Origin of the sequence: Curtobacterium sp. BH-2-1-1 (genome assembly GCF_001806325.1) — a bacterium.
Lineage (GTDB): Bacteria > Actinomycetota > Actinomycetes > Actinomycetales > Microbacteriaceae > Curtobacterium.
Genome location: NZ_CP017580.1, coordinates 1,501,392 through 1,528,026, shown reverse-complemented (window position 1 = coordinate 1,528,026; position 26,635 = coordinate 1,501,392). Strand labels below are relative to the sequence as shown.

26 protein-coding genes and 1 tRNA gene are annotated in these 26,635 nt (G+C 69.7%); 15 read left to right on the top strand and 12 right to left on the bottom strand.

Annotation, left to right across the window (positions count from 1 at the left end; all coding sequences use genetic code 11):
* Positions 1–54 precede the first annotated feature (54 nt).
* On the bottom strand, positions 55–264 hold the full coding sequence (locus tag BJK06_RS07125) for a cold-shock protein (RefSeq protein WP_022907629.1): 210 nt from the start codon (positions 262–264) through the stop codon (positions 55–57).
* Positions 265–568: 304 nt separating this feature from the next.
* Here BJK06_RS07125 and BJK06_RS07120 point away from each other — a divergent pair, with 304 nt between their 5' ends.
* A complete protein-coding gene (locus BJK06_RS07120) occupies positions 569–952 on the top strand; it encodes an SseB family protein (protein ID WP_070419293.1) in 384 nt (127 codons plus the stop codon).
* 75 nt (positions 953–1,027) lie between these two features.
* Here the strand turns inward: BJK06_RS07120 and radA are convergent, their stop codons facing one another.
* Together radA and BJK06_RS07110 are read right to left on the bottom strand one after the other, a co-directional pair.
* Entirely contained in the window at positions 1,028–2,389 is a 1,362-nt protein-coding gene (radA, locus tag BJK06_RS07115) for a DNA repair protein RadA (RefSeq protein WP_070419292.1), read from the bottom strand.
* A 10-nt stretch (positions 2,390–2,399) separates the two neighbouring features.
* The gene (locus tag BJK06_RS07110) at positions 2,400–3,389 is read right to left on the bottom strand and encodes an SGNH/GDSL hydrolase family protein (RefSeq protein WP_070417306.1); all 990 of its coding nucleotides are present in this window, start codon (positions 3,387–3,389) and stop codon (positions 2,400–2,402) included.
* Between the two features lie 142 nt (positions 3,390–3,531).
* Here BJK06_RS07110 and BJK06_RS07105 point away from each other — a divergent pair.
* A tRNA-Ser gene (locus BJK06_RS07105) sits at positions 3,532–3,621 on the top strand.
* A 649-nt stretch (positions 3,622–4,270) separates the two neighbouring features.
* Positions 4,271–6,013, top strand: a complete 1,743-nt coding sequence (locus tag BJK06_RS18170; protein ID WP_181015158.1) for an ATP-dependent endonuclease — start codon at positions 4,271–4,273, stop codon at positions 6,011–6,013.
* 187 nt (positions 6,014–6,200) lie between these two features.
* On the opposite strand, the gene BJK06_RS07095 is transcribed toward BJK06_RS18170, so the two are convergent.
* A complete protein-coding gene (locus BJK06_RS07095) occupies positions 6,201–6,854 on the bottom strand; it encodes a nuclease-related domain-containing protein (protein WP_070417304.1) in 654 nt (217 codons plus the stop codon).
* A gap of 177 nt (positions 6,855–7,031) precedes the next feature.
* Here BJK06_RS07095 and BJK06_RS07090 point away from each other — a divergent pair, with 177 nt between their 5' ends.
* The 4 genes from BJK06_RS07090 (at position 7,032) to BJK06_RS07075 (ending at position 10,729) form a co-directional block, all read left to right on the top strand.
* Positions 7,032–8,006, top strand: coding sequence for a family 43 glycosylhydrolase (locus BJK06_RS07090; protein ID WP_070417303.1), 975 nt, complete (start codon positions 7,032–7,034; stop codon positions 8,004–8,006).
* Between the two features lie 106 nt (positions 8,007–8,112).
* A complete protein-coding gene (locus tag BJK06_RS07085) occupies positions 8,113–9,120 on the top strand; it encodes a TerC/Alx family metal homeostasis membrane protein (RefSeq protein ID WP_070417302.1) in 1,008 nt (335 codons plus the stop codon).
* Positions 9,121–9,317: 197 nt separating this feature from the next.
* Positions 9,318–10,319, top strand: coding sequence for an aldo/keto reductase (locus BJK06_RS07080; RefSeq protein WP_070417301.1), 1,002 nt, complete (start codon positions 9,318–9,320; stop codon positions 10,317–10,319).
* 50 nt (positions 10,320–10,369) lie between these two features.
* On the top strand, positions 10,370–10,729 hold the full coding sequence (locus BJK06_RS07075) for a UBP-type zinc finger domain-containing protein (protein ID WP_070417300.1): 360 nt from the start codon (positions 10,370–10,372) through the stop codon (positions 10,727–10,729).
* Positions 10,730–10,753: 24 nt separating this feature from the next.
* On the opposite strand, the gene msrA is transcribed toward BJK06_RS07075, so the two are convergent.
* Complete coding sequence (gene msrA / locus BJK06_RS07070) at positions 10,754–11,275, bottom strand: peptide-methionine (S)-S-oxide reductase MsrA (RefSeq protein WP_070417299.1); 522 nt, start codon at positions 11,273–11,275, stop codon at positions 10,754–10,756.
* Between the two features lie 85 nt (positions 11,276–11,360).
* Complete coding sequence (locus BJK06_RS07065) at positions 11,361–12,182, bottom strand: aldo/keto reductase (protein WP_070417298.1); 822 nt, start codon at positions 12,180–12,182, stop codon at positions 11,361–11,363.
* Positions 12,183–12,258: 76 nt separating this feature from the next.
* On the opposite strand from BJK06_RS07065, the gene BJK06_RS07060 reads away from it, so the two are divergent.
* Positions 12,259–12,528, top strand: coding sequence for a hypothetical protein (locus tag BJK06_RS07060; protein WP_070417297.1), 270 nt, complete (start codon positions 12,259–12,261; stop codon positions 12,526–12,528).
* A 28-nt stretch (positions 12,529–12,556) separates the two neighbouring features.
* On the opposite strand, the gene BJK06_RS07055 is transcribed toward BJK06_RS07060, so the two are convergent.
* Positions 12,557–13,567 (bottom strand): LacI family DNA-binding transcriptional regulator, encoded by a 1,011-nt coding sequence (locus BJK06_RS07055; protein ID WP_070417296.1) that lies wholly within the window; start codon positions 13,565–13,567, stop codon positions 12,557–12,559.
* A gap of 293 nt (positions 13,568–13,860) precedes the next feature.
* Between BJK06_RS07055 and BJK06_RS07050 the strand changes: the two genes are divergently transcribed.
* Genes BJK06_RS07050 through BJK06_RS07035 form a run of 4 tightly spaced genes read left to right on the top strand, consistent with a single transcriptional unit; the run spans position 13,861 to position 19,138 of the window.
* A complete protein-coding gene (locus BJK06_RS07050; RefSeq protein WP_083295416.1) occupies positions 13,861–15,894 on the top strand; it encodes a beta-galactosidase in 2,034 nt (677 codons plus the stop codon).
* Complete coding sequence (locus BJK06_RS07045; protein ID WP_070417295.1) at positions 15,891–16,805, top strand: carbohydrate ABC transporter permease; 915 nt, start codon at positions 15,891–15,893, stop codon at positions 16,803–16,805. Before BJK06_RS07050 ends, BJK06_RS07045 begins: the two co-directional genes overlap by 4 nt.
* Positions 16,802–17,752 carry a carbohydrate ABC transporter permease gene (locus BJK06_RS07040; protein WP_229085845.1) on the top strand — a complete coding sequence of 317 codons (951 nt, stop codon included), beginning with the start codon at positions 16,802–16,804 and terminating at the stop codon, positions 17,750–17,752. Before BJK06_RS07045 ends, BJK06_RS07040 begins: the two co-directional genes overlap by 4 nt.
* A gap of 48 nt (positions 17,753–17,800) precedes the next feature.
* Positions 17,801–19,138 (top strand): ABC transporter substrate-binding protein, encoded by a 1,338-nt coding sequence (locus BJK06_RS07035; protein ID WP_070417294.1) that lies wholly within the window; start codon positions 17,801–17,803, stop codon positions 19,136–19,138.
* An 86-nt stretch (positions 19,139–19,224) separates the two neighbouring features.
* On the opposite strand, the gene BJK06_RS07030 is transcribed toward BJK06_RS07035, so the two are convergent.
* A complete protein-coding gene (locus BJK06_RS07030) occupies positions 19,225–19,680 on the bottom strand; it encodes a MarR family winged helix-turn-helix transcriptional regulator (protein WP_070417293.1) in 456 nt (151 codons plus the stop codon).
* A 160-nt stretch (positions 19,681–19,840) separates the two neighbouring features.
* Here BJK06_RS07030 and BJK06_RS07025 point away from each other — a divergent pair, with 160 nt between their 5' ends.
* The 3 genes from BJK06_RS07025 to BJK06_RS07015 all read left to right on the top strand — a co-directional run bounded on the left by BJK06_RS07025 (position 19,841) and on the right by BJK06_RS07015 (position 22,342).
* A complete protein-coding gene (locus BJK06_RS07025; protein ID WP_070417292.1) occupies positions 19,841–20,494 on the top strand; it encodes a hypothetical protein in 654 nt (217 codons plus the stop codon).
* 115 nt (positions 20,495–20,609) lie between these two features.
* Positions 20,610–21,491, top strand: a complete 882-nt coding sequence (locus BJK06_RS07020) for a S26 family signal peptidase (protein ID WP_070417291.1) — start codon at positions 20,610–20,612, stop codon at positions 21,489–21,491.
* The gene (locus BJK06_RS07015; RefSeq protein ID WP_070417290.1) at positions 21,488–22,342 is read left to right on the top strand and encodes a LamG domain-containing protein; all 855 of its coding nucleotides are present in this window, start codon (positions 21,488–21,490) and stop codon (positions 22,340–22,342) included. The genes BJK06_RS07020 and BJK06_RS07015 overlap by 4 nt, the downstream gene beginning before the upstream one ends.
* Before the next feature lie 78 nt (positions 22,343–22,420).
* Here BJK06_RS07015 and aztD read toward each other — a convergent pair whose 3' ends face one another.
* From aztD to aztB, 4 genes are read right to left on the bottom strand one after another with little or no spacing between them, the layout of a single operon-like run.
* Positions 22,421–23,602 (bottom strand): zinc metallochaperone AztD, encoded by a 1,182-nt coding sequence (gene aztD / locus BJK06_RS07010; protein WP_070417289.1) that lies wholly within the window; start codon positions 23,600–23,602, stop codon positions 22,421–22,423.
* 26 nt (positions 23,603–23,628) lie between these two features.
* Positions 23,629–24,543 (bottom strand): metal ABC transporter substrate-binding protein, encoded by a 915-nt coding sequence (locus BJK06_RS07005; RefSeq protein WP_083295120.1) that lies wholly within the window; start codon positions 24,541–24,543, stop codon positions 23,629–23,631.
* A complete protein-coding gene (locus BJK06_RS07000) occupies positions 24,540–25,712 on the bottom strand; it encodes a hypothetical protein (protein WP_070417288.1) in 1,173 nt (390 codons plus the stop codon). The genes BJK06_RS07005 and BJK06_RS07000 overlap by 4 nt, the downstream gene beginning before the upstream one ends.
* Complete coding sequence (aztB, locus tag BJK06_RS06995; RefSeq protein WP_070417287.1) at positions 25,709–26,587, bottom strand: zinc ABC transporter permease AztB; 879 nt, start codon at positions 26,585–26,587, stop codon at positions 25,709–25,711. The genes BJK06_RS07000 and aztB overlap by 4 nt, the downstream gene beginning before the upstream one ends.
* Positions 26,588–26,635 lie beyond the last annotated feature (48 nt).

Here is a 26,635-nt window from a genome sequence, read left to right as displayed (position 1 = left end):
ACGGGAACGGGCCCGTCGTCACGAGGACGACGGGCCCGTTCGGGCTGGAGGAGATCAGCCGATGACGGAGATGTTCTCCGCCTGCGGGCCCTTGCGGCCCTCGGTGATGTCGAACTCCACCTTCTGGTTCTCCTCGAGCGACTTGTAGCCGTTGCCAGCGATCGCGGAGAAGTGAGCGAAGACGTCAGCGGAGCCGTCGTCCGGGGCGATGAAGCCGAAGCCCTTTTCGTTGTTGAACCACTTGACGGTGCCGGTCGATGCCATGATGGCGTTCCTTACTTTCTTGCCAGTCGACATCTGCAGTCGACTGCCTTGCGATGCGGTATTCGCTACCGCCGATCCACCGACGGATGTCGTCAGATCGATGCGTCCTGCGGGCATGGGGCCGGTAGAACGGGTTCGGGGCCAGGCGGCCGGGGAAGGCCAGTGACCGATGGCGCTCGAGGTGCTGTGCACCGGAAGAACGATGGACTCCCGCCGAAGCGGTTGGTACCAATCTACAGTCTTGTGGCCACAAGGGAAGAGCCGAAGTCGCCGAACGTCCATGAATCTGGTGGACTGGGTCCCGATGGCAGACAAGGAACAGCGTTTCCGGAGCGAACAGCTCGAGGCGGCGCTCGAGAAGCAGGACGTCGCGGCGGTGGCGTTCGCGCTCCGCAACGACATCGTGATCGTCCCCCGGCTCGTCACCGGCAAGAAGGACATGCAGGTGCGGGTGTTCGGGCGCGAGGGCTCGGACAAGCGCATCCTGCTGCTGTTCTCGTCGGCGGACGCGTACACGGCGATGGTGCCGGACGAGAAGGTTCGGCAGGTGATGGTCTACGACGGGCCGCGGCTCGAGGAGTTCATCGCGGCGCATCTGGACTCGCTCGAGGGCGTCTTCTTCGACATCGCGGGCCCGCACACGATGCAGGCGACGGCCGAGGACCTGCTGGCGGCGCTCCGAGCCTGACTCGCACTTGCGTGTGCGTCGTTCGGCGGCGTGTCGCACCGCCGGCTCTGCGGTGATCAGTGCTGCCGTGATCGGTCAGAACGCTCGATCGAGTTCGCGCTCCCGCTCGTTCGCGGCCAGGGAGAACGCGACCCGCAGTGCTTCGCGGAGGTGCTGGGCGTCCGCGCCGAGCACGGTCGTGAACCCGAGGCGTGCGGCTTCGCTCGCGCGCTGCTTTGTTCCCGTGGTCGGACGGATCTCGCCCGCGAGGCTGATCTCGCCGACGGCCGCCAACGTGTGCGGGTACGGGCGGTCGCGGGCGGCACTCGCCAGGGCCAGCGCGATGGCGAGGTCGGCGCCGGGCTCGGTGAGCTTCATGCCGCCCACCGTGGAGACGTAGACGTCGGCATCCGACAGCTTCAGGCCGGCGCGACGTTCGAGCACCGCGAGCAGCATCGCCACGCGGGAGGAGTCGACGCCGTTCACCACCCGACGCGGCTGGGGTGCCGAGCTCGGGACGACGAGCGCCTGCACCTCGACCGGGAGCGCTCGGCGACCCTCGAGCGCGACGGTCACGCACGTACCGGACACCGGCGCGCCGTTCTTCGACATGAACAGGCCGCTGGGGTCGGGGACCTCGTGGATGCCGTCGCCGGCCATGTCGAAGCAGCCGACCTCGTCCGTGGGGCCGAAGCGATTCTTGAGCGCGCGGACGAACCGGAGCGCGGTCTGCCGGTCGCCCTCGAAGTGGCACACGACGTCGACGAGGTGTTCGAGCAGTCGGGGTCCGGCGATCGTGCCGTCCTTCGTCACGTGGCCGACGATGAGGACCGGGAGCGCGCGGTCCTTCGCGACGCGGATCAGCGTGGAGGCGACTTCGCGCACCTGCGACGTACCACCGGCGATGCCGTCGATCGAGCTCGACGAGATGGTCTGCACCGAGTCGGCGATGAGGAGGTCGGGCTTGACCTGGTCGATCTGGCCGAGGATGACGCCGAGGTCGACCTCGCTCGCCAGGTAGAGGTCGTCGTGCATCGCCCCGGTGCGTTCGGCGCGGAGCCGGACCTGGTCGACGGATTCCTCGGCGCTGACGTAGAGCACGCGCTTTCCGGTCGCTGCCGCTCGTGAAGCGACCTCGAGCAGGAGCGTGGACTTGCCGACGCCGGGCTCGCCGGACAGCAGGACCGCCGCACCCGGAACGACTCCGCCGCCGAGGACGCGGTCGAACTCGCCGATGCCGGTCTGCCAGCGCTGGACGGTGGTTCCGCGGGATTCGGTGATGGGGCGGGCCACGCGGTTGCCCGTGACCGCCACCGAGGTGGTGCCCCGGACGCTGGCGGTGGCCGCGGTGGAGTCCTCGACCGTGCCCCAGGACTGGCACTCACCGCAGCGGCCGACCCACTTGATGCTGGTCCAGCCGCACTCGGTGCAGCGGTAGAGGGACTGAGCGCGCGCCATGATCGCCAGGCTAGGCGGTGCCGCCGACATCACCCGCGCGGTCGTCCGGACCGTCGGGGTGCGTGTCGGGTCCGGCGTCGGGCAGTGTGACCGATCCGGTCATGCGCTGCCGCAGGCGGTCGATGCGACCGGGACGCTCGGCGTGGTCGAGTGCCTCGGCCCCCTCGGTGTCCTGCTCGGCCCGGGCGGTCGCCACTGCTCCGGCTCCGGCACCGAGGTCCTCGGCTTCGCGGGCGGACAGGTAGTGCCGGATCGCGGCGACGACGTCGACCCGAGCATCGACCGCGGGTTCGAACGCGCTCGCCCAGATCTCGTACCCGCGGTCGTTCGGGTGGAACAGGTCGCCGTAGCTGTTGAAGAACGTCCGGCGCAGACCGACCCGCTTGGTGATGGTGTGCAGCGGCGCGACCGTGAGCCCGAACTCCTCGGCCACGCGGTGCACGATCTCGTTCGCCACGGCGACCTTGCGCTCACGGTCGGGGACGAACATGCACGGCAGCTCGGCGACGATCGCGTGCGACGGCACCGCGCCGTAGATGTCGCGGATGTTCCGCTCGAACTTGTCGGGGTGGAAGTCGGCGATGTCGTTCGCGCCGATCGACACCGTGCAGATGTCGGGTGTGTAGTTGCGGAGCTTCGGCAGTTGGTCCTTCCGCGCCCCCCACGTCGTCGAGCCGGACACGCTGAGGTTCACGACGCGGACCGACGACCGGGAGCGGTGTCGGATCCGGCGGGCGAGCAGCCCCACGTACCCGCGGTGGGGCTCGCTCGCACCGACGCCCTGCGCCGCCGAGTCACCGATCGCGAGGTACGTGATCTGCCCTTCGTGCTGCAAACGCTCGCGCCACCAGTCGGCGTGCACGGGCAGCAGTTCGCCGACGCGACGGGCGGCGGCGCGCTGGCCACGGACGCCGGCCCGGGCGCCGAAGGCAGCGCCCCCCAGGACGGTGAGGCCACCGACGACCGACGACAGCAGTGCGATGAGCGTGCGAGATCTCATGCGGTGGACGTTACGCGGACTTCTTCGGGACGCGATCCGTCTCGACCGGGCCGTGGACGGGCGTCCGGGACAGGCCACCTGTGGAGGGGGAGCCGACGCGCGGTGGTGCGTGGCGCCTCCTGGATCGTGTAAACTCTTTCCCGGTACCGTGTCCGAGCGGCCGAAGGATCATGTCTCGAAAACATGTGTGGGGGCAACTCCACCGTGGGTTCAAATCCCACCGGTACCGCCACTGAAAACCCCCGTTCACGCGGGGGTTTTCTTGTTGCTGGGAGTGCCCGTTGTGCGTCTTTAGTGCAGATCTTGCTCAGGGCGTCCCGCGCTGCGGTGCCGCTTGCTCGGGCGCATGCACGGATGAACTTCGTCTGAACCCACAGTCGGAGTCAGATCCCTGCGCTGATCAAGAGTGCAGCCCAGTGCAGGGCTTCGCGCCTGTATGCCCGTGATGGGCCGAATCGAGTTGACCACTGCTTCGCGCTGCCTAAGGTCTAGATCAGCGGGCAGATTTGTGGTGACGGCTCGGCGAGCATCTCAGAACGACAGGCTCGCAGCCACCGGCGCCCGTGGCACTGGGGTGTACCCCCGTTCGACATCGAGGTGGGAACGCTTCAGTCTTAGCGGCGCCAAACGCCTTCTCGCGGTCTGCGACCGCTGAACAGGATCCTTTGACAACTCGCGGCACGTAGTTGAGAGACGCGCGCGTGTGGACAAGCCGCGGGAGAGTGGCCACAGCTGCGAAACGGCTCACAGCTGTGGGGTTAAAGACGAGATGCCTTCGGGGAGCTTGCTCAAGGTCGCGGCGCGGGAAACGGGCCACATGCCGGATCCATGGTGAGCTATGACAAGTATTCATTTCCATGAGACCGGGGAGGACGGCGGACGTGCATCTCACGAGTGTGGAGCTTCGGCGTTTCAAGCAGTTCGGCAAGAGCGACGTGGCACTCATGCCAGGCCTCTCGATCGTTGCGGGTGGGAACAATGCCGGCAAATCGAGTCTCCTTCAAGCCCTTGCCGTATGGGAGTTTTGCAAGGTTGCGACAGTTGCTCAAAAGGGCAGCAGAGCGTTGCTGAATGGCATGACAAGCAGCCAGGGCTTCGGACTTGGAGATGACGAGTTCTCTCCGATCAACGTACCGTCGCTGAAGCACCTGTGGAGCAATCTCAAAACACAAAAAACGGACGAAGACCCTGACGGCTACACCCTCCTCATCGCATGCGAGTGGAAAGACGGCGAGACCGAGCACAAGCTTGCTTTCTCGTTAGCGCTAGCGAACGATCGTTTGTTTATTAAGGTTGCCGAGACTACGATGCATGACGGAGATCGGCCGCCGGTGCTCGCGTACTTACCTCCGTTTGCCGGGATATCGGCTCGCGAAGAGAGAACCTATGGGGCGTTACGCCGCAGGCGCATTGGGGAAGGTTTGGCCGGCGCTATTCTGCGGAATCTGCTGCTCGACATGCGAGACGCGAACACTGCCGAACGAAAGCGACTTCGCGGGGAAAAGCAAAAAATCTCAGACCCGGATCTGCGGGCTTTACGAGCGTCCGATCCCTGGGAACTCCTCCAGCAGACGCTCCGTGAGGTCTTTTCTGCCGAGATATCAATCGCAGATTTCGACGATGAGTACCACACCTATATTCAGGCCAACGTGGTGAAGGGTAAGGTCGACGGGCACCTGCTAACCCGCCATGCCGGGTACAACTCCCGGGACCTCATGGTGGAAGGGAGTGGTTTTCTGCAATGGCTCAGCGTCTACACGCTTGCAACGTCAAGCAGCGTGGACATTCTCCTTTTCGACGAGCCAGACGCCCACCTACATGCGTCGCTGCAAGCTCAGCTCGTAGATCGTCTTCGATACCTTGCTCGCCGTTTTGATAAGCAGGTGCTCCTTGCAACCCATTCGAGCGAAATCTTGAAAACCACTGATCCGACGGATATTCTTGAGGTTCGGACGGGGGGAAAGTTTCGCTACTTAAAAAGCGAGGAACAGCAGGTTGGCCTACTAGTTGGAATCGGGTCAACGTACGCGCCTCGTATCGAAAAAGTGAGGGATAGCAAAAAGATATTTTTCTATGAGGGTACTAGTGATGCATCGGTGCTGAGGGCGATTGGAGAGACCATCGGCTCCCCTCTTCCAACTTCGGTTGCGCTCTGGCGGACCAGTGACCAGCATAAGGAGCGGAAGGTTCTTTGGCGGGCACTTGACGATGAGTTCGGCTCTATCGAGGCATTCAGCCTTCGGGATCGTGACGAAGATCCAATCACGACAGTTGGCGGGGATCTTGAAGACAAACGAGTGCCAGCTGTCCAAGGGTTCGTAACTCGTAAGTGGCGTCGTCGCTACATCGAGTCCTATCTAGTGCATCCGGGTCCTCTGGCGCGCGCCTCCGGCATGTCGGAAGAGCAGGTCCGGGAGGTTCTCCAGAACGACTTCGCACTTGCGATTGGCGCCAACTTCACCGACGCCGACGTGCCCGCCACGCTCTGCGACATCCATGCAAAGGACATTCTCAGTCGGTTCGGTGTTTCTGCTGTCAAAGTTGCCAAGGAATTTCTTATCGATGAAGTCTGCGATGATGTCAAGACCGTTCTCACGCAACTTGAAGAGTTCGGGACAAACTGATTCCTCTCCTGCGGTAGCCCGAGCACGCCGTGCTCAGGGGCGTGGTGGTCGTCGACGGGCGAGGGTATGGCGTACGGCTTCACGTCGCCCTAGAGCAAACGCGTTGCCATCGACTTCCCAACACCTCGTCGACGTGGCGCGTCCTCGACCCGTTCCTGCGCGAGCACTGACCCGCGGCCGTCGGGCCTCACGCCGGCCGGAACCGCCGCCCCACCGCCGCCGCGAGCGCAGCCACGTCGACCTCCCCGTCGCGTGCAGCGAGCCGCTTCGCGAGCTTCCCCGGCCAGCAGACCTCGACACCGCGCGCGGTGAACGACCCGCCGACGAGCGGCCAGTCCGCCCCGACGAAGCAGAGCGCGCCGTGCACGGGCACCGGGTCGACGAGCTCCCGCACGAGAGCCACCTGGCGGAGGACACCGTCCACGAGCTTCGTCCGGTCGCCACCGACGACGAGCTTCTCAACGCGCGGACGGAACAGGCCACCCTCGACCACCAGCCGCGGCCGCTTGCCTCGGTAGTGCTTGGCGTCGACGACCCAGACGCCAGCCCGAGTGACGACGATGTGGTCGATGTTCGCGCGGGAGCCGGGGATGCGTCGGTCGTGGAGCACCACGACCTGATCGGACGCGATGGCGTCGAGTCTCCGTCCGACCTCAGCCTCACCGACGGCGCCGGACCTCCACGCCGCGGTGCTCTGCCGCTCGCTCGAGAGTGCGACGGCGATCGTACCGATCCGCCCCTCGCCCCACGTCGAGCGGATCGTCGCCTCGTCGCGCGCCCTGCGGCGGTCGTACTCGCGCTGCGCGGACGCGCCGGCGCCGGTCGTGTGCTCGGTCCCCATGGACCCATCCACGCAGACGACGAGCCCCGTCTGCGAGCCCCAGTGCGAGGCGCGCGAACGACAAGACGCGACGATCGGACCACCGGACTGGAGGCGCGCACCGGACGCCAGCCGCGCCTCCAGTCCGACAAGCGGTCACGCTGGTCCGCGCGCGCCGACGGGGCGCAGAGTGGAGCGATGCCGACAACCGCACCCGACCCCGCCGCACCGTCGCAGACCGTGCGCCTCCTCGGCGAACCCTGGGGCGACACCTCCCGCCGCGGCCGCCCCTACGCGAAGGACCCCTCCGTCATCCGGTTCGGCGGCCGGTACCTGCTGTACTGCTCCCTCCCGTCGGCGAGCGACGACGAGCCCGAGGGGTGGTCGGTCGGCATCGCCGAGAGCGACGACCTCGTCACGTGGCGGACCGTGGCCATGCTGCCGTCCTTCGGGGAGTACGACCGCAGCGGTGCGGCAGCGCCCGGCGCGGTGGTCATCGACGGACGCGTCCACCTGTTCTTCCAGACATACGGCCGGGGCCGCGAGGACTCGATCTGCCACGCGGTCAGCGACGACGGCGTGACCTTCACGCCGAACCCGGAGAACCCGGTGTTCCGCCCGATGGGGGAGTGGACCTGCGGCCGAGCGATCGACGCGGACCTGGTCGTCGCGGGTGATTGGCTGCTGCTCGGGTGGGTGACGCGCGACCCGACGATGACGACGCAGCTGCTCGGGACGGCACGAGCGCCGCTGGGGAGCGCGTACGGCCGCGCCGACTGGGAGCAGCTGTCCGTCGACGGCCCGGCGCTGGCCCCGGAGCTGCCGTGGGAGCAGGACTGCATCGAGGCGCCGGCGCTGCGGTGGGACGGCGAGACGTTCACGGTGTTCTACGCGGGCGCCTACAACAACCAGCCGCAGCAGATCGGGTGGGCGACGAGCCCGGACGGCCGGACGTGGACGCGCGGCTCCGACGAGCCGCTCGTGCCGGCGGGGCCGGAGGGGGCGTGGAACCACTCCGAGTCCGGCCACCCGGGCTTCTTCCGCGACGAGGACGGCCGCGAGTACCTGTTCTTCCAGGGCAACCCGGACGACGGACACACGTGGTGCATCGCGGCGACGGAACTGACGTTCGTCGACGGGGTGCCGGTCGTGCAGACGGACCCCGTGGGCTGACCCCGCCGGGTCGAGGCGGTCACGAACCGCGCCGTCGAGTGCGGGGCCGGCCCGCGCGCGTGGCAAGCTTGGACGTCCCCGACGCCCCCAACCAGGAAGGCCCCGGATGCTCGAGCTCCCGGCCGTGTTCGAAGTCGGCTCCCTGATCGCCATCGTCGCGATCCTGCTGGCCGACCTCCTCGTCGTCGCGCGGCGTCCGCACGTGCCGACGCTCAAGGAGTCCGGCCTGTGGGTGGGCCTCTACGTCGGCCTCGCCCTGCTCTTCGCCGTCGCGATGTTCGTCTTCGCCGGTGGAGAGCCGGCCGGGCAGTTCCTCGCGGGCTGGCTGACGGAGTACAGCCTGAGCATCGACAACCTCTTCGTGTTCGTGATCCTCATGGCGCGGTTCTCCGTGCCGAAGGCGATCCAGCAGGAGGTGCTCATGCTCGGCATCATCATCGCGCTGGTCCTGCGCGGCGTGTTCATCCTGCTCGGCGCCCGCCTGATCGAGGACTTCTCGTGGATCTTCTACCTCTTCGGGGCGTGGCTGGTGTGGACGGCGATCCAGCAGCTCCGTGGCGAGGACGACGACGATGACAAGGACAGCCTCATCGTGCGGCTGCTCCGGCGTCGGATCCGCATCACCGACACCTACGACGGCATGAAGTTCCGCATCGTGCAGGACGGCGCACGGCACTTCACGCCGCTGCTGGTGGTCCTCATCGCGATCGGGACGACCGACCTGCTGTTCGCGCTCGACTCGATCCCGGCGATCTTCGGCATCACCGAGAGCGCGTTCATCGTGTTCACCGCGAACGTCTTCGCCCTGATGGGCCTGCGGCAGCTGTACTTCCTGCTCGGCGGGTTGCTCGAGCGGCTGGTCTACCTCAAGTACGGGATCGCGGCGATCCTCGCGTTCATCGGCGTGAAGCTCGTGCTGCACGCACTGCACGGCAACGAGCTGCCGTTCATCAACGGTGGGGAGCACGTCGAGTGGGCGCCGGAGATCGGCACCGGGGTGTCGTTGCTGGTCATCGTCGTGGCGATGGGTGTGGCGACCGGGGCGAGCCTGCTGCGGATGCGCCGCGAGGACGAGTCGCACGACGAGGTCTGCCGCGACGCCGGGACGGCGTAGCGGTCCTGCACCGCGCCCGTCGCGCGTGTCCGGCGGTGGACGCACCACGAGACGGACTGGAGGCGCGGGTCGGGCCCGCACCGTCCCTCCAGGCACGGCCGTCACCCCGCTGGCGCGGTGCGCCGGAACCGGCTGGTGGGGTCCGCTAGCGTCGACACCGGACCCCGCCACCCCCTCACGAACCGGATCGAGCAACGATGCCTGACGTCCACCGCCCCGCCCACGACCGCTACGAGCGACTCCCGTACCAGCGCGTCGGGAGGAGCGGCCTGCTCCTGCCCCGCGTCTCCCTCGGGCTCTGGAACAACTTCGGCGCCGACCGAGCGCTCACGACGCAGCGCGACATCGTGCTGCACGCGTTCGACCGCGGGATCACCCACTTCGACCTGGCGAACAACTACGGCCCGCCGCCCGGAGCCGCCGAGGAGCAGTTCGGTCGCATCCTCGAGTCGGACCTCCGACCGTTCCGCGACGAGATCGTGGTGTCGACGAAGGCCGGCTACGACATGTGGCCCGGTCCGTACGGCAACTGGGGCTCGCGCAAGTCCATGCTCGCCTCGCTCGACCAGTCGCTCGGACGCCTCGGGCTCGAGTACGTCGACGTCTTCTACTCGCACCGGCCGGACCCCGAGACCCCGATCGAGGAGACCGTCAGCGCCCTCGTGACCGCGGTCCGCTCGGGCAAGGCGCTCTACGCCGGCATCTCGAACTACGACCCGGCGCAGACGGCCGCCGCGGCCGAGGCGCTCGCCGCCGAGAACATCCACCTGCTCATCCACCAGCCGCGCTACAACATGTTCGACCGGGTCCCCGAGGACGGGCTCTTCGACGAGCTGCTCCGTCTGGGGACCGGCGCGATCGTGTTCTCCCCGCTGGCCGGTGGGCTCCTGACGGACCGCTACCTCGACGGCTCGGTGCCGGTCGGGTCGCGGGCGGCGGAGGGGCGCTGGTTCGGCGCGGACCGGATCGACGACGAGTACCTGACGACCGCGCGCGCCCTGAACGACATCGCCGTGTCCCGTGGGCAGACGCTCGCGCAGCTCGCCATCACGTGGGTGCTCCGGCAGCCGGCGGTCACGTCCGCGCTCGTCGGGGCGTCGAGCGTCCGGCAGCTCGACGGGACGCTCGACGCCCTCGAGGGTGCGCCGCTGACCGGCGAGGAGCTCGCGGCCATCGACGCGCTGGTGCCGCGCGGCTGAGTCCGGGCGGCGCGCTGGCCGCGGGGCGGCGTCCGGGCCAGGATGGTCCCATGACGGACCACGCCGAGATGATCCACCCCGACGTCGCACCGAGCGGACCCGGGTGCGTCGAGTGTGACGCCACCGGGTCCTGGTGGGTGCACCTGCGCCGGTGCGCCGCGTGCGGCCACGTCGGCTGCTGCGACGACTCGCTGGACACCCACGCCACCCGGCACTGGGAGGAGACCGGGCACGCGGTCATCCAGAGCTACGAGCCCGGCGAGACGTGGTCGTACGACTACCGCGACCGCTCGACGTTCGAGGGCGTCGAGCTCGCGGCGCCGACGAGCCACCCCGTGGAACAGGCAGTCCCCGGGCCGGCGGATCGCCTGCCCGGGGACTGGTTGGAACTGCTCGGCGGGTCGCGCTGACCCACCGGGTCCGATCAGGACGTGCTAGCTCGCGCTGACGGCCTCGTCGCGACGCGGGAGCGTCCAGCCCGGGCGCACGAAGTGGCACGTGTAACCGTGCGGGTGCTTCTCGAGGTAGTCCTGGTGCTCCTCCTCGGCTTCCCAGAAGTCACCGGCGGGCTCGACCTCGGTGACGACCTTGCCCGGCCAGATGCCGGACGCGTCGACGTCGGCGATCGTGTCGAGGGCGACCTCGCGCTGCTCGTCGGTCGTGTAGAACACCGCGGAGCGGTAGCTGCGGCCGACGTCGTTGCCCTGGCGGTCCTTCGTCGACGGGTCGTGGATCTGGAAGAAGAACTCGAGCAGGTCACGGTAGGAGATCTGCGACGGGTCGAAGACGATCTCGACCGACTCGGCGTGGTCGCCGTGGTTCCGGTAGGTGGCGTTCGGGGTGTCGCCGCCGGAGTACCCGACGCGCGTGCTGATCACACCGGGACGGCGACGGAGGAGCTGCTGCGCTCCCCAGAAACACCCGCCGGCGAGGATGGCGGTTTCGGTGGTGGTCATGGTGGCCTCCTGGGTTCGGGAGTGCCGCTGGCTACGGCACCGCGTGGTGCAACCGGCGGGGCCGGTCGTGTGTTCCCGCGCTGCGTCAGGCGGTGGTGTCCTCGAGCGCGTCGAGCGTGGCGACGTCCTCGGCCGACAGCACGAAGTCCACGTCGGCGTTCGCGGCGATGCGCGACGGCGTGGTCGACTTCGGCAGCGGCAGGACGTCCTTCTCGAGCAGGTAGCGGATCGCGACCTGGGCGACGCTCTTGTCGTACTTCGCCGCGATCTCGGCGATCTGCTCGTTGTCGAGGAGTCCACCGGTGGCGAGCGGGGAGTACCCCTCGGTGAGGATGTCGTGCTCGCGGTCGAAGGCCGTCGTCTCGTCCTGCGTGTTGCCGATGAACCAGCGGATCTGGTTGGCGTGCGGGACGACGTCGGTGCGGCCGAGCAGGTCCTCGAGGTCGGCGACGGCGAAGTTCGAGACACCGATGCTCTTCGTCCGGCCGGCGTCGTAGACCTCCTCGAGGACCTTCCACACCTCGACGTTGCCGTCCCGGTGGTCCGACCCCATGTCGCTCCAGGGCCACGGCGCGTGCACGAGGTACAGGTCCACGTGACCGAGGTCGAGGTTGCGGCTGGACTCGTCGAAGGCCTCGCGCGCACCGGACGCGGTCTTGACCTCGGCCGGGAGCTTCGTGGTGATGAAGAGCTCGTCGCGCGGGATGCCGCTGTCGCGGACCGCCTCGCCGACGCTTGCCTCGTTGCCGTACGCCAGAGCGGTGTCGATGTGGCGGTAGCCGGCGTCGAGCGCGGCCTTGGTGGCGTCGTAGGCGTCGGCACCGGACGGGATCTGCCAGGTGCCGAACCCGATCTTCGGGATGTGCAGGCCGTTGGACATGGTGAACGTGTCGATGAGAGCGGGCATGCACCGGACAATACGCCGCGCGGACGTCGGTCGGGTCGTCTACCATTCGAACACACGTTCGAACGAGGAGGGCGAGATGATGCTCACGCAGGAGGTCGCCACGCTGTGGTGGGACCGCGGTGTGCCGGTCCGGATGGTCTGGCGCGAACGGCGGTGGCGGGTCTCCGACGCCCCGACGCGGCTGACGGCGACGGCGGAGTACCTGCCGTCGGCGGTGACGCACGCGCCGGAGCACACGGTGGGCTGGCGGTTCCAGGTGAGTGCGGACGACGGTGAGGACGACGTGGTGGTCGTCGACGTCGCGCCGGACGGCACCGGGTGGGTCGTCGCCCGGACGTGGCGCTGACCGGCGCTGCGCGATCCGCGCGGGGGTGTCAGGCGCTGCCGCGCCAGACCACCTCGGTGGGCAGGACGAACCCGCGCGGGGTGTCGTCCGTCCCCGCGATCTGCTCGAGCACCTGCCGCGCCGCGTGCTCACCAAGGGTCCGGGCGGGCTGCCGGACGGTCGAGAGCGGCGGATCGCACCGGAGTGCCCACGCGCTGTCGTCGAAGCCCACCACGCCGACGTCCCCCGGGACCGACCGACCGGCACGCTGCAGGACGTCCATCGCGCCGGCGGCCACGGCGTCCGACGCCGCGAAGACCCCGTCGACGTCCGGCGCCCGGTCGAGCAGCTCGCGCATGCCCTCGACCCCGGCGGTGTAGCTGAAGAGCGGGTTCCGCGCGACGAGCCCGGGGTCGAAGCGGTCGCCGAGCGCCGCGGTGAACCCTGCCAAGCGATCTTGGCCGGAGTCGCGGTCGAGACCGGACGCGAGCATGCCGATGCGTCGGCGGCCGGTGTCCACGAGTCGGCGGGTGATCTGCTCGGCCGCGGCGCGGTTGTCGATGCCGATCCACGACGTGTTCGGCGCGTCGGACGGGTGGCCGACGAAGCACGCCGGCAGCCCGATCTGCTCGATCGCCCGGGTGACGGGGTCGCCGTCGCGGGCGGAGAGCACGATCGCGCCGTCGACGAAGCCGCCGCGCAGGTACTCCACGACGCGCTCGTTGTCGCGGGCGGAGTCGACCATGATCGTGACGAGCTGCTGGTCCGCCTCGGACAGGACGGCGTTCGTGCCGATGAGGATGTTGCCGATGTTCGGGTCGTCGAGCACCTGGACGCTCGGCTCGTGCACGATGAGCGCCACGGCGCCGGACCGCCGGGTGACGAGACTGCGTGCGGCGGCGCTCCGCACGTAGCCGACGCGGCGGACGGCGTCCTGCACGGCTTCGCGGGCCCTGGATGACACGTACGGTTCGTCGTTGAGCACCCGGGAGACGGTCCCGCGGGAGAGTCCGGCCTCGTCGGCGACGTCCTGGATCGTGGCGCGGGAACGGGCGGACATGCGGCAACGATAGCGGCTGGCCACCCGCGGATCGGCGGTCGGACGGCGTCGAACCACGATCGCGACGTCGAGCCGGGCGTCGGTGCTGGTTCGACGTCGGAAACCTGGTTCGGCACGGTCGTGTTGACACGGCAGGAATTGTGTCGTTTACTCTGGGAGCGCTCCCAGAACCCTCCGACCCCGTTCGGTCGGTGCGGACTGGGAGCGCTCCCAGAACTTGGGTGACCTTCGCCGTCGAAGGGGTCGTTCGCGACCGGACGGTGCAGCGCCGCCCCGATCAGCGAGGACCCGACGTGACCACCACCACCCTGCCGACGGCCGCCACCGGCGCGCTCGGGCTCGGCTCGACCGGTTTGGCGTTCGGGTGCGACTACAACCCCGAGCAGTGGGACCCCGAGGTCTGGGTCGAGGACGTCCGGCTCATGCGCGAGGCCGGCGTGAACCTCGTCGCGATCAACGTCTTCGGCTGGTCGCACGTCGAGCCGCGCCGGGGCGAGTACGACTTCGCCGCGCTCGACCGGGTCATCGAGCTCCTGCACGGCGCCGGCATCGGGGTCGACCTCGGCACCGGGACGGCCTCCACCCCGCCGTGGCTCACCACCGCCCACCCCGAGGTCCTGCCGGTCGTCGCCGACGGCACCACGCGCTGGCCCGGTGGACGCCAGGCGTTCTGCCCGAGCTCGCCGGTGTACCGCGAGCACGCCCTCGCCCTGGTCCGCGCCACCGCCGAGCGCTACGGCGACCACCCCGCGGTCAAGCTCTGGCACGTCTCGAACGAGCTCGGCTGCCACAACGCGCACTGCTACTGCGACGTCTCCGCCGAGGCGTTCCGCACGTGGCTCCGCGCCCGGTACGGCACCGTCGACGAGCTCAACGCCGCGTGGGGCACCGCGTTCTGGAGCCAGCGCTACTCCGCGTGGGAGCAGGTCCTGCCGCCCCGGGCGACCCTGTCCTTCACGAACCCCGGCCAGACGCTCGACTTCGACCGGTTCTCGTCCGACGAGCTGCTCGCGCACCACCGCGCCGAGGCCGAGGTGCTCCGCAGTCTGAGCGACAAGCCGGTGACGACGAACTTCATGGTCGCGGCGCACATCACAGCGCTTGACTACTGGTCGTGGACGGCGGACATGGACGTCATCGCGAACGACCACTACCTCGACCATCGTCTGCCCCGACCGCACGTCGAGCTCGCCTTCGCCGCCGACACCACGCGCGGGCTCGCGGGCGGGGCGCCCTGGCTGCTCATGGAGCACTCGACGGGAGCGGTGAACTGGCAGCCGCACAACGTCGCCAAGGCGCCGGGGGAGATGCTCCGGAACACCGTGGCGCACATCGCCCGCGGTGCCGACGGGGTCTGCTTCTTCCAGTGGCGCGCGTCCGTCCAGGGCAGCGAGAAGTTCCACTCCGCGCTGCTCCCGCACGCCGGGACCGACTCCCGCGGCTGGCGTGACGTCGTCGAGCTCGGCGACCTGGTCGAGCGGCTCGGCGAACTGCGCGGTTCCCGCGTCGTCGCGGACGTCGCGCTCGTCTTCAGCTGGGAGAACCAGTGGGCGGCCGACCTGGAGGCGCACCCCACCACCGCGCTCCGCTACCTGGAACAGGTCCACGCGTTCCACGGCGCGCTGTGGGACCTCGGCGTGACGGTGGACGTGGTGGCACCGGGTGCGCCGCTCGACGGCTACGCCGTCGTGCTCGTCCCGGAGCTCTACCTGGTGCGCGACGAGCACGCCGCGGTCGTCGCCGACCACGTCGCCGCCGGGGGTCGGGCGGTCGTCACGTTCTTCAGCGGGATCGTCGACGAGCGTGACCGCGTGCGGACCGGCGGGTACCCCGGTGCCTTCCGTGACCTGCTCGGCGTGCGGGTCGACGAGTTCCTGCCGCTCGCCGCCGACGCGCGCATCGCCCTGTCCGACGGCTCCAACGGCACCGTCTGGAGCGAACCCGTCGAGCTCCGCGGCGCGACGAGCGTGCTCGACTACGCCGCCGGCCAGCTCGCCGGCTCGCCCGCGGTCACCCGCAACGCGCACGGTGCCGGAGCCGCCTGGTACGTCTCCACCGTCCTCGCCGCCGACACGCTCCGCGGCCTGCTCGGTGACGTCCTCGCCGAGGCCGGCGTCGCACCGGACCCCACCGCGCAGCCCGGCCTCGAGGTCGTCCGACGCCGCGACGACCAGCACGAGTGGGTGTTCCTGCTCAACCACACCGACCAGCCCGTCGAGCACCACGTGACGGGCCACGACCTCGTCGCCGACCGACCCCGGACCGGCACCACGACCATCGCCCCCGGTGGCACCCAGATCATCCGCACGGACAGGAAGCGCCCATGACCACCACAGCCCAGCGACCCCGGGTCGCCCGACGTCGACGCGGCGGGGGCTTCCGGTACCGCCGCGCGATCGCCGTCTTCGTCACGCCGTTCGCCGTGCTCTTCACCGCGTTCTACCTCGTCCCGATCCTCTACGCCGTGTGGCAGTCGCTGCAGAAGATCGAGCGCCAGGGGACCTTCGGTGCGCCGACGCAGGTGTTCGGTGGACTGAGCCAGTACGTGCTCGTGTTCCAGAACAGCGAGTTCTGGGGCTCGATCCTCCGCGTGCTGCTCTTCGGTGTCGTGCAGGTGCCGGTGATGCTCGCCCTCGCACTGGTGTTCGCGCTCCTGCTCGACTCGCCCCTGCTGCGCGGCAAGCGGTTCTTCCGCCTGGCGTTCTTCGCGCCGTACGCGGTGCCCGGCGTCATCGCCGCGATCATGTGGGGCTACCTCTACGCGCCGAACCTCTCGCCGTTCTCCGCCGTCACCTCGAAGGTCGACCTGCTCGGCTCCGGCACCGTCCTCTGGGCCGTCGCGAACGTCGTGACCTGGGTCTACGTCGGCTACAACATGCTCATCATCTACTCGTCGCTCCTGGCGATCCCGACCGAGATCTACGAGGCGGCGAAGCTCGACGGGGCGTCGCAGTTCCGGATCGCCTGGTCGATCAAGATCCCGATGGTGGTGCCGGCGATCGTGCTCACCGCGGTCTTCTCGGTCATCGGCACCCTGCAGCTGCTCACCGAACCGACCGTGTTCCGCCAGTTCACCTCGACGATCTCGTCGACCTTCACGCCGAACATGCTCGTCTACTCGACCTCGTCGGTGCCCAACTTCAACCTCGCCGCCGCGTTCTCCGTCGTCCTCGCGGTCGCGACCTTCGTCCTGTCGATCGGGTTCCTCCGACTGACCCAGCGGAAGGCTGACCAGTGACCGTCAACGCACCGAGCCGACGCGACGCCGTGCGGACCGCCGGCCGACCGCTCGAGCCGAACCGCGCCTCCAGGCCCCTGCAGCACGGTGCGCGCGGACCGCGCGAGAGCGTCATCTCGCGCAGCGCCGCGATGCTCGTGATGGGCGTCTTCACGATCTACTTCCTGCTGCCGATCTTCTGGCTGTTCGTCTCGTCGACCAAGACGACCGCGAACTTCAACACGACGTTCTCGCTGTGGTTCAGTGCCTCGTCGGTGCAGGACTTCGTCGCGAACCTGGGCGAGCTGTTCACCCGGCAGGACGGCGTGTACGTGCGCTGGATGCTCAACAGCATCGCCTACGCCGGTGTCGCCGGACTCATCGGCACCGTCCTGTCGGCGATGTGCGGCTACGCGCTGGCGAAGTACCGGTTCCGCGGACGCGAGGCCCTCTTCAACGTGTTCCTCGGCGGCGTCCTCGTGCCGGCGACCGCGCTGGCCCTGCCGCTGTTCCTCATCTTCAGCCAGGTCGACCTGACGGACACGTTCTGGTCGGTCTTCCTGCCGAGCATCGTCAGCCCGTTCGGCGTGTACCTGTCGCGGCTGTTCGCGGCGTCGAGCGTGCCGGACGAGATCATCGAGGCCGCACGCATCGACGGCTCCGGCGAGGTCCGCACGTTCTTCACCGTGGCCGTCCGGCTCATGTCGCCGGCGCTCGTGACGATCTTCCTGTTCCAGTTCGTCGCCATCTGGAACAACTTCTTCCTGCCGCTCGTGATGCTCCGCGACTCGTCGCTGTTCCCCGTCACCCTCGGCCTCTACACGTGGAACTCGAGCGTGAACCAGTACCCGGACCTCCGCACCCTGGTGCTCATCGGGTCGTTCGTCTCGATCATCCCGCTCCTCGTCGCGTTTCTCTCCCTGCAGCGCTTCTGGCGGTCCGGCCTCGGCGCCGGCGGCCTGAAGTAACGCCTGACCAGCACCACCGACCCCACTCACATCCCGAACGGAAACAGCATGAAGACAACGAAGTTCCTCAGCGTCGCCGCCGTCGCGGTCGCCGCGACCGTCGCCCTCGCCGGCTGCAGCACCGGCGGCAGCGGCGCAGGCTCCGGATCCGACACGGCCGCCGCGAGCTGCAAGCCGTCCAGCGGCAAGGTCACCCTCGACTTCACGACCTGGGTGCCCAACATGGACAAGGTCGTGGACATCTGGAACGAGGAGCACCCGGACATCCAGGTCAAGGTCTCCATCGTCGCGAACGGCAACAGCGGCACGTACCAGAACTTCTTCAACCAGCTCAAGGCGAAGCAGGCGCCGGACATCGGTCAGGTCGAGTACGACACCCTGCCGGCCTTCCGCGTGCAGGGCGGCCTCGAGGACATCGGCGCGTGCTCCGGCATCAGCGCCGCGAAGAAGGACTTCTCCGACGGCCTCTGGAACCAGGTCACGTTCGGCGAGTCGAAGTCGGTCTACGCCGTGCCGCAGGACTCCGGTCCGATGGCCCTGTACTACCGCAAGGACCTGTTCGAGAAGGCCGGCCTCGACGTCCCGAAGACGTGGGAGGAGTACGCCCAGGACGCCGTGAAGATCAAGGCGCTCGGCGGCAACATCACCAACTTCGCCAAGGGCGACGTCAACCAGTTCGCCGGGCTCGTGTCGCAGGCCGGTGGCCAGTGGTTCTCGAACTCCGGTTCGGACTGGACGGTGGACCTGACCGACAGCGCGTCGAAGAAGGTCGCCGATTACTGGCAGGACCTCATCGACAAGAAGCTCGTGAACACCCTGCCGAGCTTCACCGACCAGTGGAACAGCGCCTACGACAAGGGGCAGGACTGGACCTGGGTCTCGGCCGTCTGGGGCGCGAACACCATCTCGAGCGGTGCGCCCTCGACCTCCGGCAAGTGGGCCGTCGCGCCGATGCCGCAGTGGACCGCGGGTGAGTCGAAGTCCGCTGCCTGGGGCGGTTCGTCGAACGTCGTCTTCGCGGGGAGCAAGCACCCGGCCGAGGCGTCGGAGTTCCTGGTCTGGCTGAACACCTCGAAGGAAGCACTCGCGGCGCTGAACAAGGAGGCCAACCTCTACCCCGCCTCGTCGACCGGCGCCGAGCTGCCGGCGCTGACCGAGGGGCTGCCGTTCTACGGGAACCAGAAGATCTACGAGGAGTTCGCGACCGCGGCGAAGGACATCCAGCCCTTCACCTGGGGTCCGACGATGACGCAGACCTACTCCGACGTGTCGGACGGCTTCGGGCAGGCGGCGTCCGGGCAGGGCACGCTCCTCGACGCGCTCGAGTCGGGGCAGTCGAAGACCGTGGCGGCGCTGAAGGCGCAGTCGATCCCGGTGAAGGGATGACGCGCGGGTCCTGACGCGCGCCCACGACGGACGGGAGGCACGGTGCCAGCTGGCACCGTGCCTCCCGTCGTGTGGTGGGTGCGGTGTCAGCGCATCGCCTCGCCGGCCGACCCGTACAGGCCCGTCGCGAGGTCGGTGAGCACCGCGAGCAGGCCGCCGGCGTGCGTCCGGTCGACCTCGGCGAGCACCTGCGCGTACCGCTCCCGGTGTTCGCGGACGACCCGCTCGCCCTCGGGCAGGAGCCGCAGGAGCGAACCGCGGCGGTCGTTCGGGTTCGGCGCGCGCTCGAGCAGGTCGGCGGCCGTCATGCGGTCGATCATGTTCGTCACGGCACCCGAGGTCAGCCCGAGGTACCCGGCCACCTCGGTGGGGGTGGAGTAGCCGGTGTCGCTCACGAGTACCAGCGCGCGTAGGGCGTTCTCGTGCACGCCGGCCCGCGCGCTGAGCTGTCCGACGAGGCTCGCGTTCGCGCGCACGACCGCGTCGAACGCCGCGATGAGGTCGGCCGCGTCGGTCGGGTCGGTCGGCGGCGCAGGGGTCACGGGTTCCTCGCTTCGGGTCGGGTGCGGTGGCGTCCCTCGCACTGGGGTCAGTATACGAGTGGTCAATTTGATGAATGACTGACTATCTTGATGATCGAAGCAAACGAGCCCGAGCCGATTGCTCCTCCACTTCCCTGAACGCCCGACCGAAGAGGTTCCCGTGTCCGACAAGCTCCGCACCTCCGCCCTGAAGCGGATCCGATTCGCCCCCGTCGCACTCCTCGCGGGCATCTTCGCCGCCGTGCTGCTCTCCCTCTCGCTCACCGGCACCCTCTCCGGGTTCGCCGCGAGCATCACCAACAGCAGCAACACCGCAGCCAGCGGCACGCTCACGATGCAGGAGCAGAACGCCGGCGGCACCGTCACCTGCACGAGCACCGACGGCGGCTCGGTCTCGACGAACTCCGCCACGTGCTCGACGATCAACAAGTTCGGCGGCAGCACCACGATGACGCCCGGCAACACCGTCACGACCGCGATCTCGATCAAGAACACCGGCACCGCGAACGCCTCGACGTTCACGCTCACCCCGGGCGCCACGTGCACCCAGTCGGCGAACGGTTCGGTGAACGGCACCGCGACCGACCTCTGCGCGAAGATGAACCTCGCCATCTCCTCCGGCTCGACGACGGTGTTCAGCGGCACGCTCGCCAGCTTCAAGGGCGCGGCCGCCTCGGCGTTCACGATGCCCGCCGCACCGGCCGCCGGCGCCTCCGTGCCGTTCACCTTCGCCGTCACGCTCGACTCCTCGGCCGGCAACACCTACCAGGGCCTCGCCGCCTCCGTGCCGATGACCTGGACCTTCACGGCCTAGTCACCCCGACCGGCGACGCTCGACCGACCCCCCTCCGGTCGAGCGTCGCCACCCATCACCCCACCCCGTCCCCCCCCTCCGCCCCCCCACCAGCCGCACACGACCGGAGCAGCAGATGAGCCAGACCGCCGCCATCCCGCTCAGCGGTACGCTCGACCGTCCGCTCCTCGGCGGCCACACCGCCACCCGCTTCGAGACGGTCCTCGCCTGGACGGTCGCCGCGGTCGCCGCCGTCCTCCTCACCGCCGCCGTGCTGTTCCTGTCCGCCGGCGGGCGGTGGTTCGTCGTCGAGACGCCGTCGATGGGCGAGGCCGCCCCGGTCGGCACGCTCGTCCTCGACCTGCCCGTGGACGTCGCCGCCCTGCGCGTCGGCGACGTCGTCTCCTTCGAGACCGCGGCGAACCCGGGCGTCGTCTACACCCACCGCATCATCGACGTCGACGCCGCCGGACTGCACACCCGCGGTGACATCAACGGCGCGACCGACCCGTGGACGCTCACGCAGGAGAACGTCATCGGTTCCCCGGTGCTCCTCGTCCCGAACCTCGGGTGGCTGTTCCGGGCGGCGCCGCTCCTGCTCATCGGCACGCTGGTGATCTGGACGCTCACGAGCGTGTTCACCGACCGGGTCACCCGCACCTGCCTCCGCATCGCCGGCGGTGCACTCACGCTGTCGTACGCGGCCTTCATCCTCAAGCCGTTCGTCAACGTCACGACCATCACGAACTCGGCCACCCACCGCGGCGTCGAGGCCACCATCGTGTCCTCCGGCATGTTCCCGGTCCGGGTCGAGGCCCGTGGTGCCGAGAGCGTCCACCTCGTCGACGGGCAGGTCGGGCACATGGTCATCCGCGAGCTCACGAGGAACGGCCACTACCAGCTCACCTCGAACATCGACCTCGGGCCGGTCGGGTGGGCACTCCTCGTCGTCGCCTGCCTCGTCCCGCTCGTGCTCTGCCTGGCCGTCGGTCGGGTCGAGGCGGTGCGTCCCTCGTGAGACTCCGCCGCCTCCGTGACGGTCGCGTCGTCGCCCTCGTCCTGGTCCTCGCCGTCGCCGTCGTCGGCCTCGCCAACGCGTTCGCGCCGACGCGGTCCGCCTTCAGCGCCGTCGTCGCGAACACCGGCAACAGCGCCGCGACCGCGCCCTACTTCACCTGCGCCGCAGCGGTCGGTGCCGACACCTCGACCGCCCTCTTCGCCTACCGCCTCGGCGAGGCCTCCGGTTCGACGACCGCCACGGACTGGTCGGGCAAGGGCCTGAACGGCACCTACCAGGGCTCGATGACGGCGACCACCCCGAGCCTGAACGCCTGCCCGCGCGACGCCGGGAGCTCGTACGCGCTGAACGGTTCGACGAGCTTCGTCTCGACGCCCCGGTCGTACGCCAACCCGACCACCTTCAGCGAGGAGGTCTGGTTCCGCACGACGGTCGCCGGCGGCATGCTCGTCGGGTTCGGCAGCAACCAGGTCGCCGCCTCCGGGCAGCACGACCGCCAGGTCTACCTCAACACCGCGGGGCAGCTCGTCTTCGGCACCTACAACGGGACGACCCAGGTGGTGACGTCACCGAAGGCGTACACGGACGGCGCGTGGCACCACGTGGTGGCGACGATGTCCGCGAGCACCGGGATGCGCCTCTACGCGGACGGTGCGCTCGTCGCGTCGAACGCGGCCTTCACGACGCCGGAGAACTTCACCGGGTACTTCCGGGTCGGGTACGACACCGTGTCCGGGTGGCCCGGGCAGCCGTCGAACTTCGCCTTCACGGGGTCGATGCGGTACGCGGCGGTCTACGGCTCCGTCCTGTCCGCGACCCAGGTCGCGAACCACGCGGCGGCCGGTCGCTGAGACGACGACGGACGGGAGGCGCGGTGCCAGCTGGCACCGTCCCTCCCGTCCGCCTGTCCGTCCGTCGGGTCCGCGTCGTTACGCGATCGCCATCTCGTTGGGCACGCCGGGCAGCACGTCGCTCGAGGCGATGGTCTCGCCGGTCGTGAGGTCGACCGCGTGGACCCGCCGCTCGGCAGGGTCGGTGACGTAGGCGACGTCGCCGGCGACCTTCAGTGCCGGGTGGGCGTCCTGCCACTCGGCCGGTCCCTCCCACGGGTCGATCACCGGGAAGGAGTCGAGCAGCTCGCCGGACGTCGTGTCGAAGGTGTGCAGCGCGCCGTCGTCCCCGAGCACGACGGCCTCCTCCTCGGGACCTCGGGCGAGGTCCCGGAACGTGTAGCCGACGCCGTCCGGCACGTCGGCGACCCGGTAGGAACCGGATGCCGCGTCGATCAGGGCGATCTGGTGGAGGAGGTACCCCTCGCTGTCCGGGTCGTCGTTGTAGTCGCCGAGCGCGATCGAGGACGTGTCGGTCGTGAACAGGTTGCCGGTCCGGCCGTACTCGGTGGGGGCGTCGAGCTTCGTGAACGCGCCGTCGTCGTACACGAGTGCCCCGTCGGTGCACCCGAAGACCGCGACGTCGCCCTGGACCGCGCCCTCGCCGTGCACGTTCGGGCACTCCTCGGAGCGGGCGGTCTCCTTCCCGTCCGCGTCCAGCGCACGGACCCCGCTGCGGGACTCCTCGTCGCCGATGGTGGTGAGCAGCGTGCCGTCCTCCAACACGATCGCGACGCCGTGGTGCGCGGCCTCGGACTCGGTCGTCTCGGTGTCGGGCAGTTCGGCGCCGTCGAGTTCGGTGTTGTCGAACGTCGTCACCTGGCCGGTGCCGTCGGCGAAGAGCGCCGTCCGGTCGCCGTGGACGACCGCGTGGCCCCCGGTGTCGGCGGGGAAGACCGCGTCGGTGAGGGCCGGATCAGCCGCGGTGTCGAGCACCCGGAAGCCGCTCGGCACCGTGACGAGCACGTGCCGTCCGTCACCTGCCGGGTTGACGCGGGTGAACCCGTCGACCGCGTCGTCGGTCAGGACGCGCAGGTCGTGGTCGAGCACGAGGAGGCCGCCGTCGTACGTGAGCGTGATCCGGGTGCCGTCGGCGCGCTCGGTCGCGGTGCTCGTCGGCTCGGAGGGGGAGGGGTCGGCGGCGCAGCCGGTGAGGGCAAGGGCGGCCGCGCTGAGCAGGGCGACGGGAAGGGCCGCGCTGCGGAGTGATCTGGTCGTCATGATCGTTACTGTACTGATTCTCATTCTCAATTACGAACCGACAGTCCGTCGACGATCGCCTCGGTGTTCGACCGCATCATCCCGAGGTAGGTGGACGCGGGTCCGTCGGCCGTGAGCGACTCGGTGGCGAGGGAGCGGATCTCGACGTGGACGCCGACCTCGTCGGCCAGCACCTGCGCCAGGCGTGCGGGCTGGGACGCATCGGCGAACACGGTCGGCACGCCGGCGTCCGCGATCGCGTCGGCGAGGTCCCGCAGGTCCGCCGCGCTCGGGGAGGCGAGCGTCGTCCCGCTCGGGATGACGGCTCCGACGACCCGGAACCCGTACCGGTCGGCGAGGTACCCGAAGACGTGGTGGTTCGTCACGAGGGCCCGCTGCCCGGGGCTGAGCGCGCCGAAGGCCTGCTCCATCTCCCCGTCGAGCGCGTGCAGGGCGTCGAGGTAGTCCGCGGTGCCCGTCGCCCGGACGCCAACGTCGCGGAGGTCGTCGTCGAGCGCCTCGACGACGTCGACCATCCGTGCGGGGTCGGTCCAGATGTGCGGGTCCGGGCCGCTGTCGTCCTCGGTCGTCCACTCCAGTGCGTCGACCGCGTCGCCGGCGGTGAAGACCGGGACGCCGTCGTCGGCCGCGGCCCGGACGTGCCGGGACACGCCCTCCTCGAGGCCCAGCCCGTTCTCCACCACGAGGTCGGCGGTGCGGAGTCGCGCGGCCTCCTGCGCGGAGGCCTCGAACGAGTGCGGGTCCGCTCCGGCGGGCATGAGCACCATCACCTCGGCCGCGTCGCCGACGACCTCCGAGACGACGTCGCCGAGGATGTTCGTGGTGACGGCGACGAGTGGCCGGTCCTGCCCGGGAGCAGCGGTGCACCCGCTCGCGCCGAACGCGACACCCACGACGGCGAGGACCGTGACGACGACGGCCCGTGTGCGTGCCCGCGTCACAGTCCGACCTCCGCGAACGCGGCCGGGGCCACGCCGAGGTCGATGGTCCGGGCGACCCGCGCGCCGTCGGCGAAGTCGATCTCGTGCACGGTCCCCGTCCCGCGGTCGGCCAGGTAGGCGCGGTTCGCGTCGAGCTGCAGCAGGGGCGGGGCGTCGTCGGCGACGAGCGGATCGGTCGCGACGATCGCTCCGGTGGCGAGCGTGTGCACCACCACCCGCCCGGTGTCGTCGACGCCGACCACGTGCTCGTCGGCGTCGTCGACCGCGGCGACGGCGCGGAGCGGGCGCTCGGTCGGCACCAGGCGCCACGAGTGTTCGCGGCTGTCGAGCAGCCAGAAGCCGGCGTCACCGGCCAGGCCCGCGACCGTCGGTCGTCCGGCGCGGGCGGCGAACGAGGTCGGCCGTTCGGCGCCGTCGGGCAACGGCACCGCCGTCGCGCCGTCGTCGTCCACGACCACCGCGCCGTCGGAACAGCCGACGACCGAGCCGGCCCGGGTGACGATGCCTCCGGCCGGGTCGGTGCACGCCGCCTCGGTGCCGGTCGGCGAGCCGTCGGCGTCGAGCACCCGGACGACGTCGTCGGTCGCGGCGACGAGGCGGTCTCCGTCGGGGAGCAGGACCCGTGCGTCGATACGGGTCCGTTCCTCGACGGTCCCCTGGCCGAGCGCGGCCCGGTCGAGCACGACCGCCTCGTCCCGCTCCGGCCAGGTGATCGTCGTGGTCGTCTCAGAGGAGTGCACCTCGACCGGACCGCCCCCCGCCATCGTGCCGACGACCCGTGGCTCCGCCGCGTAGTAGTGGGTGTGGTCGCCGTGGTCGACCGTCCAGGCACCACCGTCCACGATCGTGGTGCGGCTGTCGGAGCTCGTCACGAGGAACCGGCCGTCGGTGGCGGAGTGCGTGGGCACGTCGACGTCGTCGAGCGCGGTCGACTCGCTGCTGAGCAGGTCGTGCAGCGCGGTCTCGCCCGTCCCGGAGACGGCCAGGAGGCGCAGCTGCGGTTCCCGGGATTCGCTCGCCCCCTCGACGAAGCCGTGTGGCCGGGCGGTCGCGCCGGCGTCGCCGGGGGCCGTGCCCGACGAGCAGCCCGCCGTCGCGACGGTGAGTCCGACGACGAGGCTCGTGGTGAGCAGGGTGCGCGTGGGAGCGCGCCGGGTGGAGTGGGTCATGCTGCCTCTCGAGGTGCTGGTACTGCTGTCGGTGGTTCTGTCCCGGGGGTCCGGTCGCGGACCCGGGTGCTGAGCGACGCTGCCGTGCGCGAGAGGCCGACCCCGGCGACGGCGACGGCGGCGATGCTCGCTCCCGCGGCGGTGCCGAGGTGCCACGAGACGAGCAGCCCGACGAGGACGGCCGCGATGCCGATCCCGGCGGCGAGCACCATCGTCGAGCCGACGTGCCGGGTCCACGCACGGGCGGCGGCTGCCGGGGCGAGGAGCAGTCCCACGACGAGCAGCGTGCCCACCGCCCGGTACGAGGCGATGACCGCGAGCGTGACGAGCCCGACCAGCACGATCTCGGCGGCCCGTGGGCGGAGGCCGAGGGTCGCGGCCTTCCGGACGTCGAACGCCGCTGCCGTGAACGGACGGTGGAAGAACACCGCGGTCCCGAGCGCCACCGCGACGGCGATCGCCAGGCCGGTGAGGTCCGCACGGGTGACGGCGAGGACGTCACCGAACAGGATCGCGGTGACGTCGGTCGCGAAGGACCTCGAGGAGGAGACGATGATCACCCCGAGAGCGAGCATGCCGACGAACAGGAGCCCGATCGACGTGTCGTACGAGAGCCGGGCCCGACGGCGGAGTGCGCCGACCCCGAGCACCATCACCGCGGCGCTGGCGGCGGCGCCCAGCGCGACGGGGAACCCGGTCAGCGAGGCGATCGCGACGCCGGGGAGCATGCCGTGCGACAGCGCTTCGCCGAGGAAGGCCATGCCGCGGACGAGGACCCACGTGCCGACGACCGCGCAGAGCACCGCCGCCAGTCCGCCGCCCACGAGGGCACGGACCATGAAGTCGACGGAGAGGGGATCGGTCAGCCAGGTCACGGTCGGAGACGCTACATGAAAATGACTATCGATACTGATAGTGTCCTC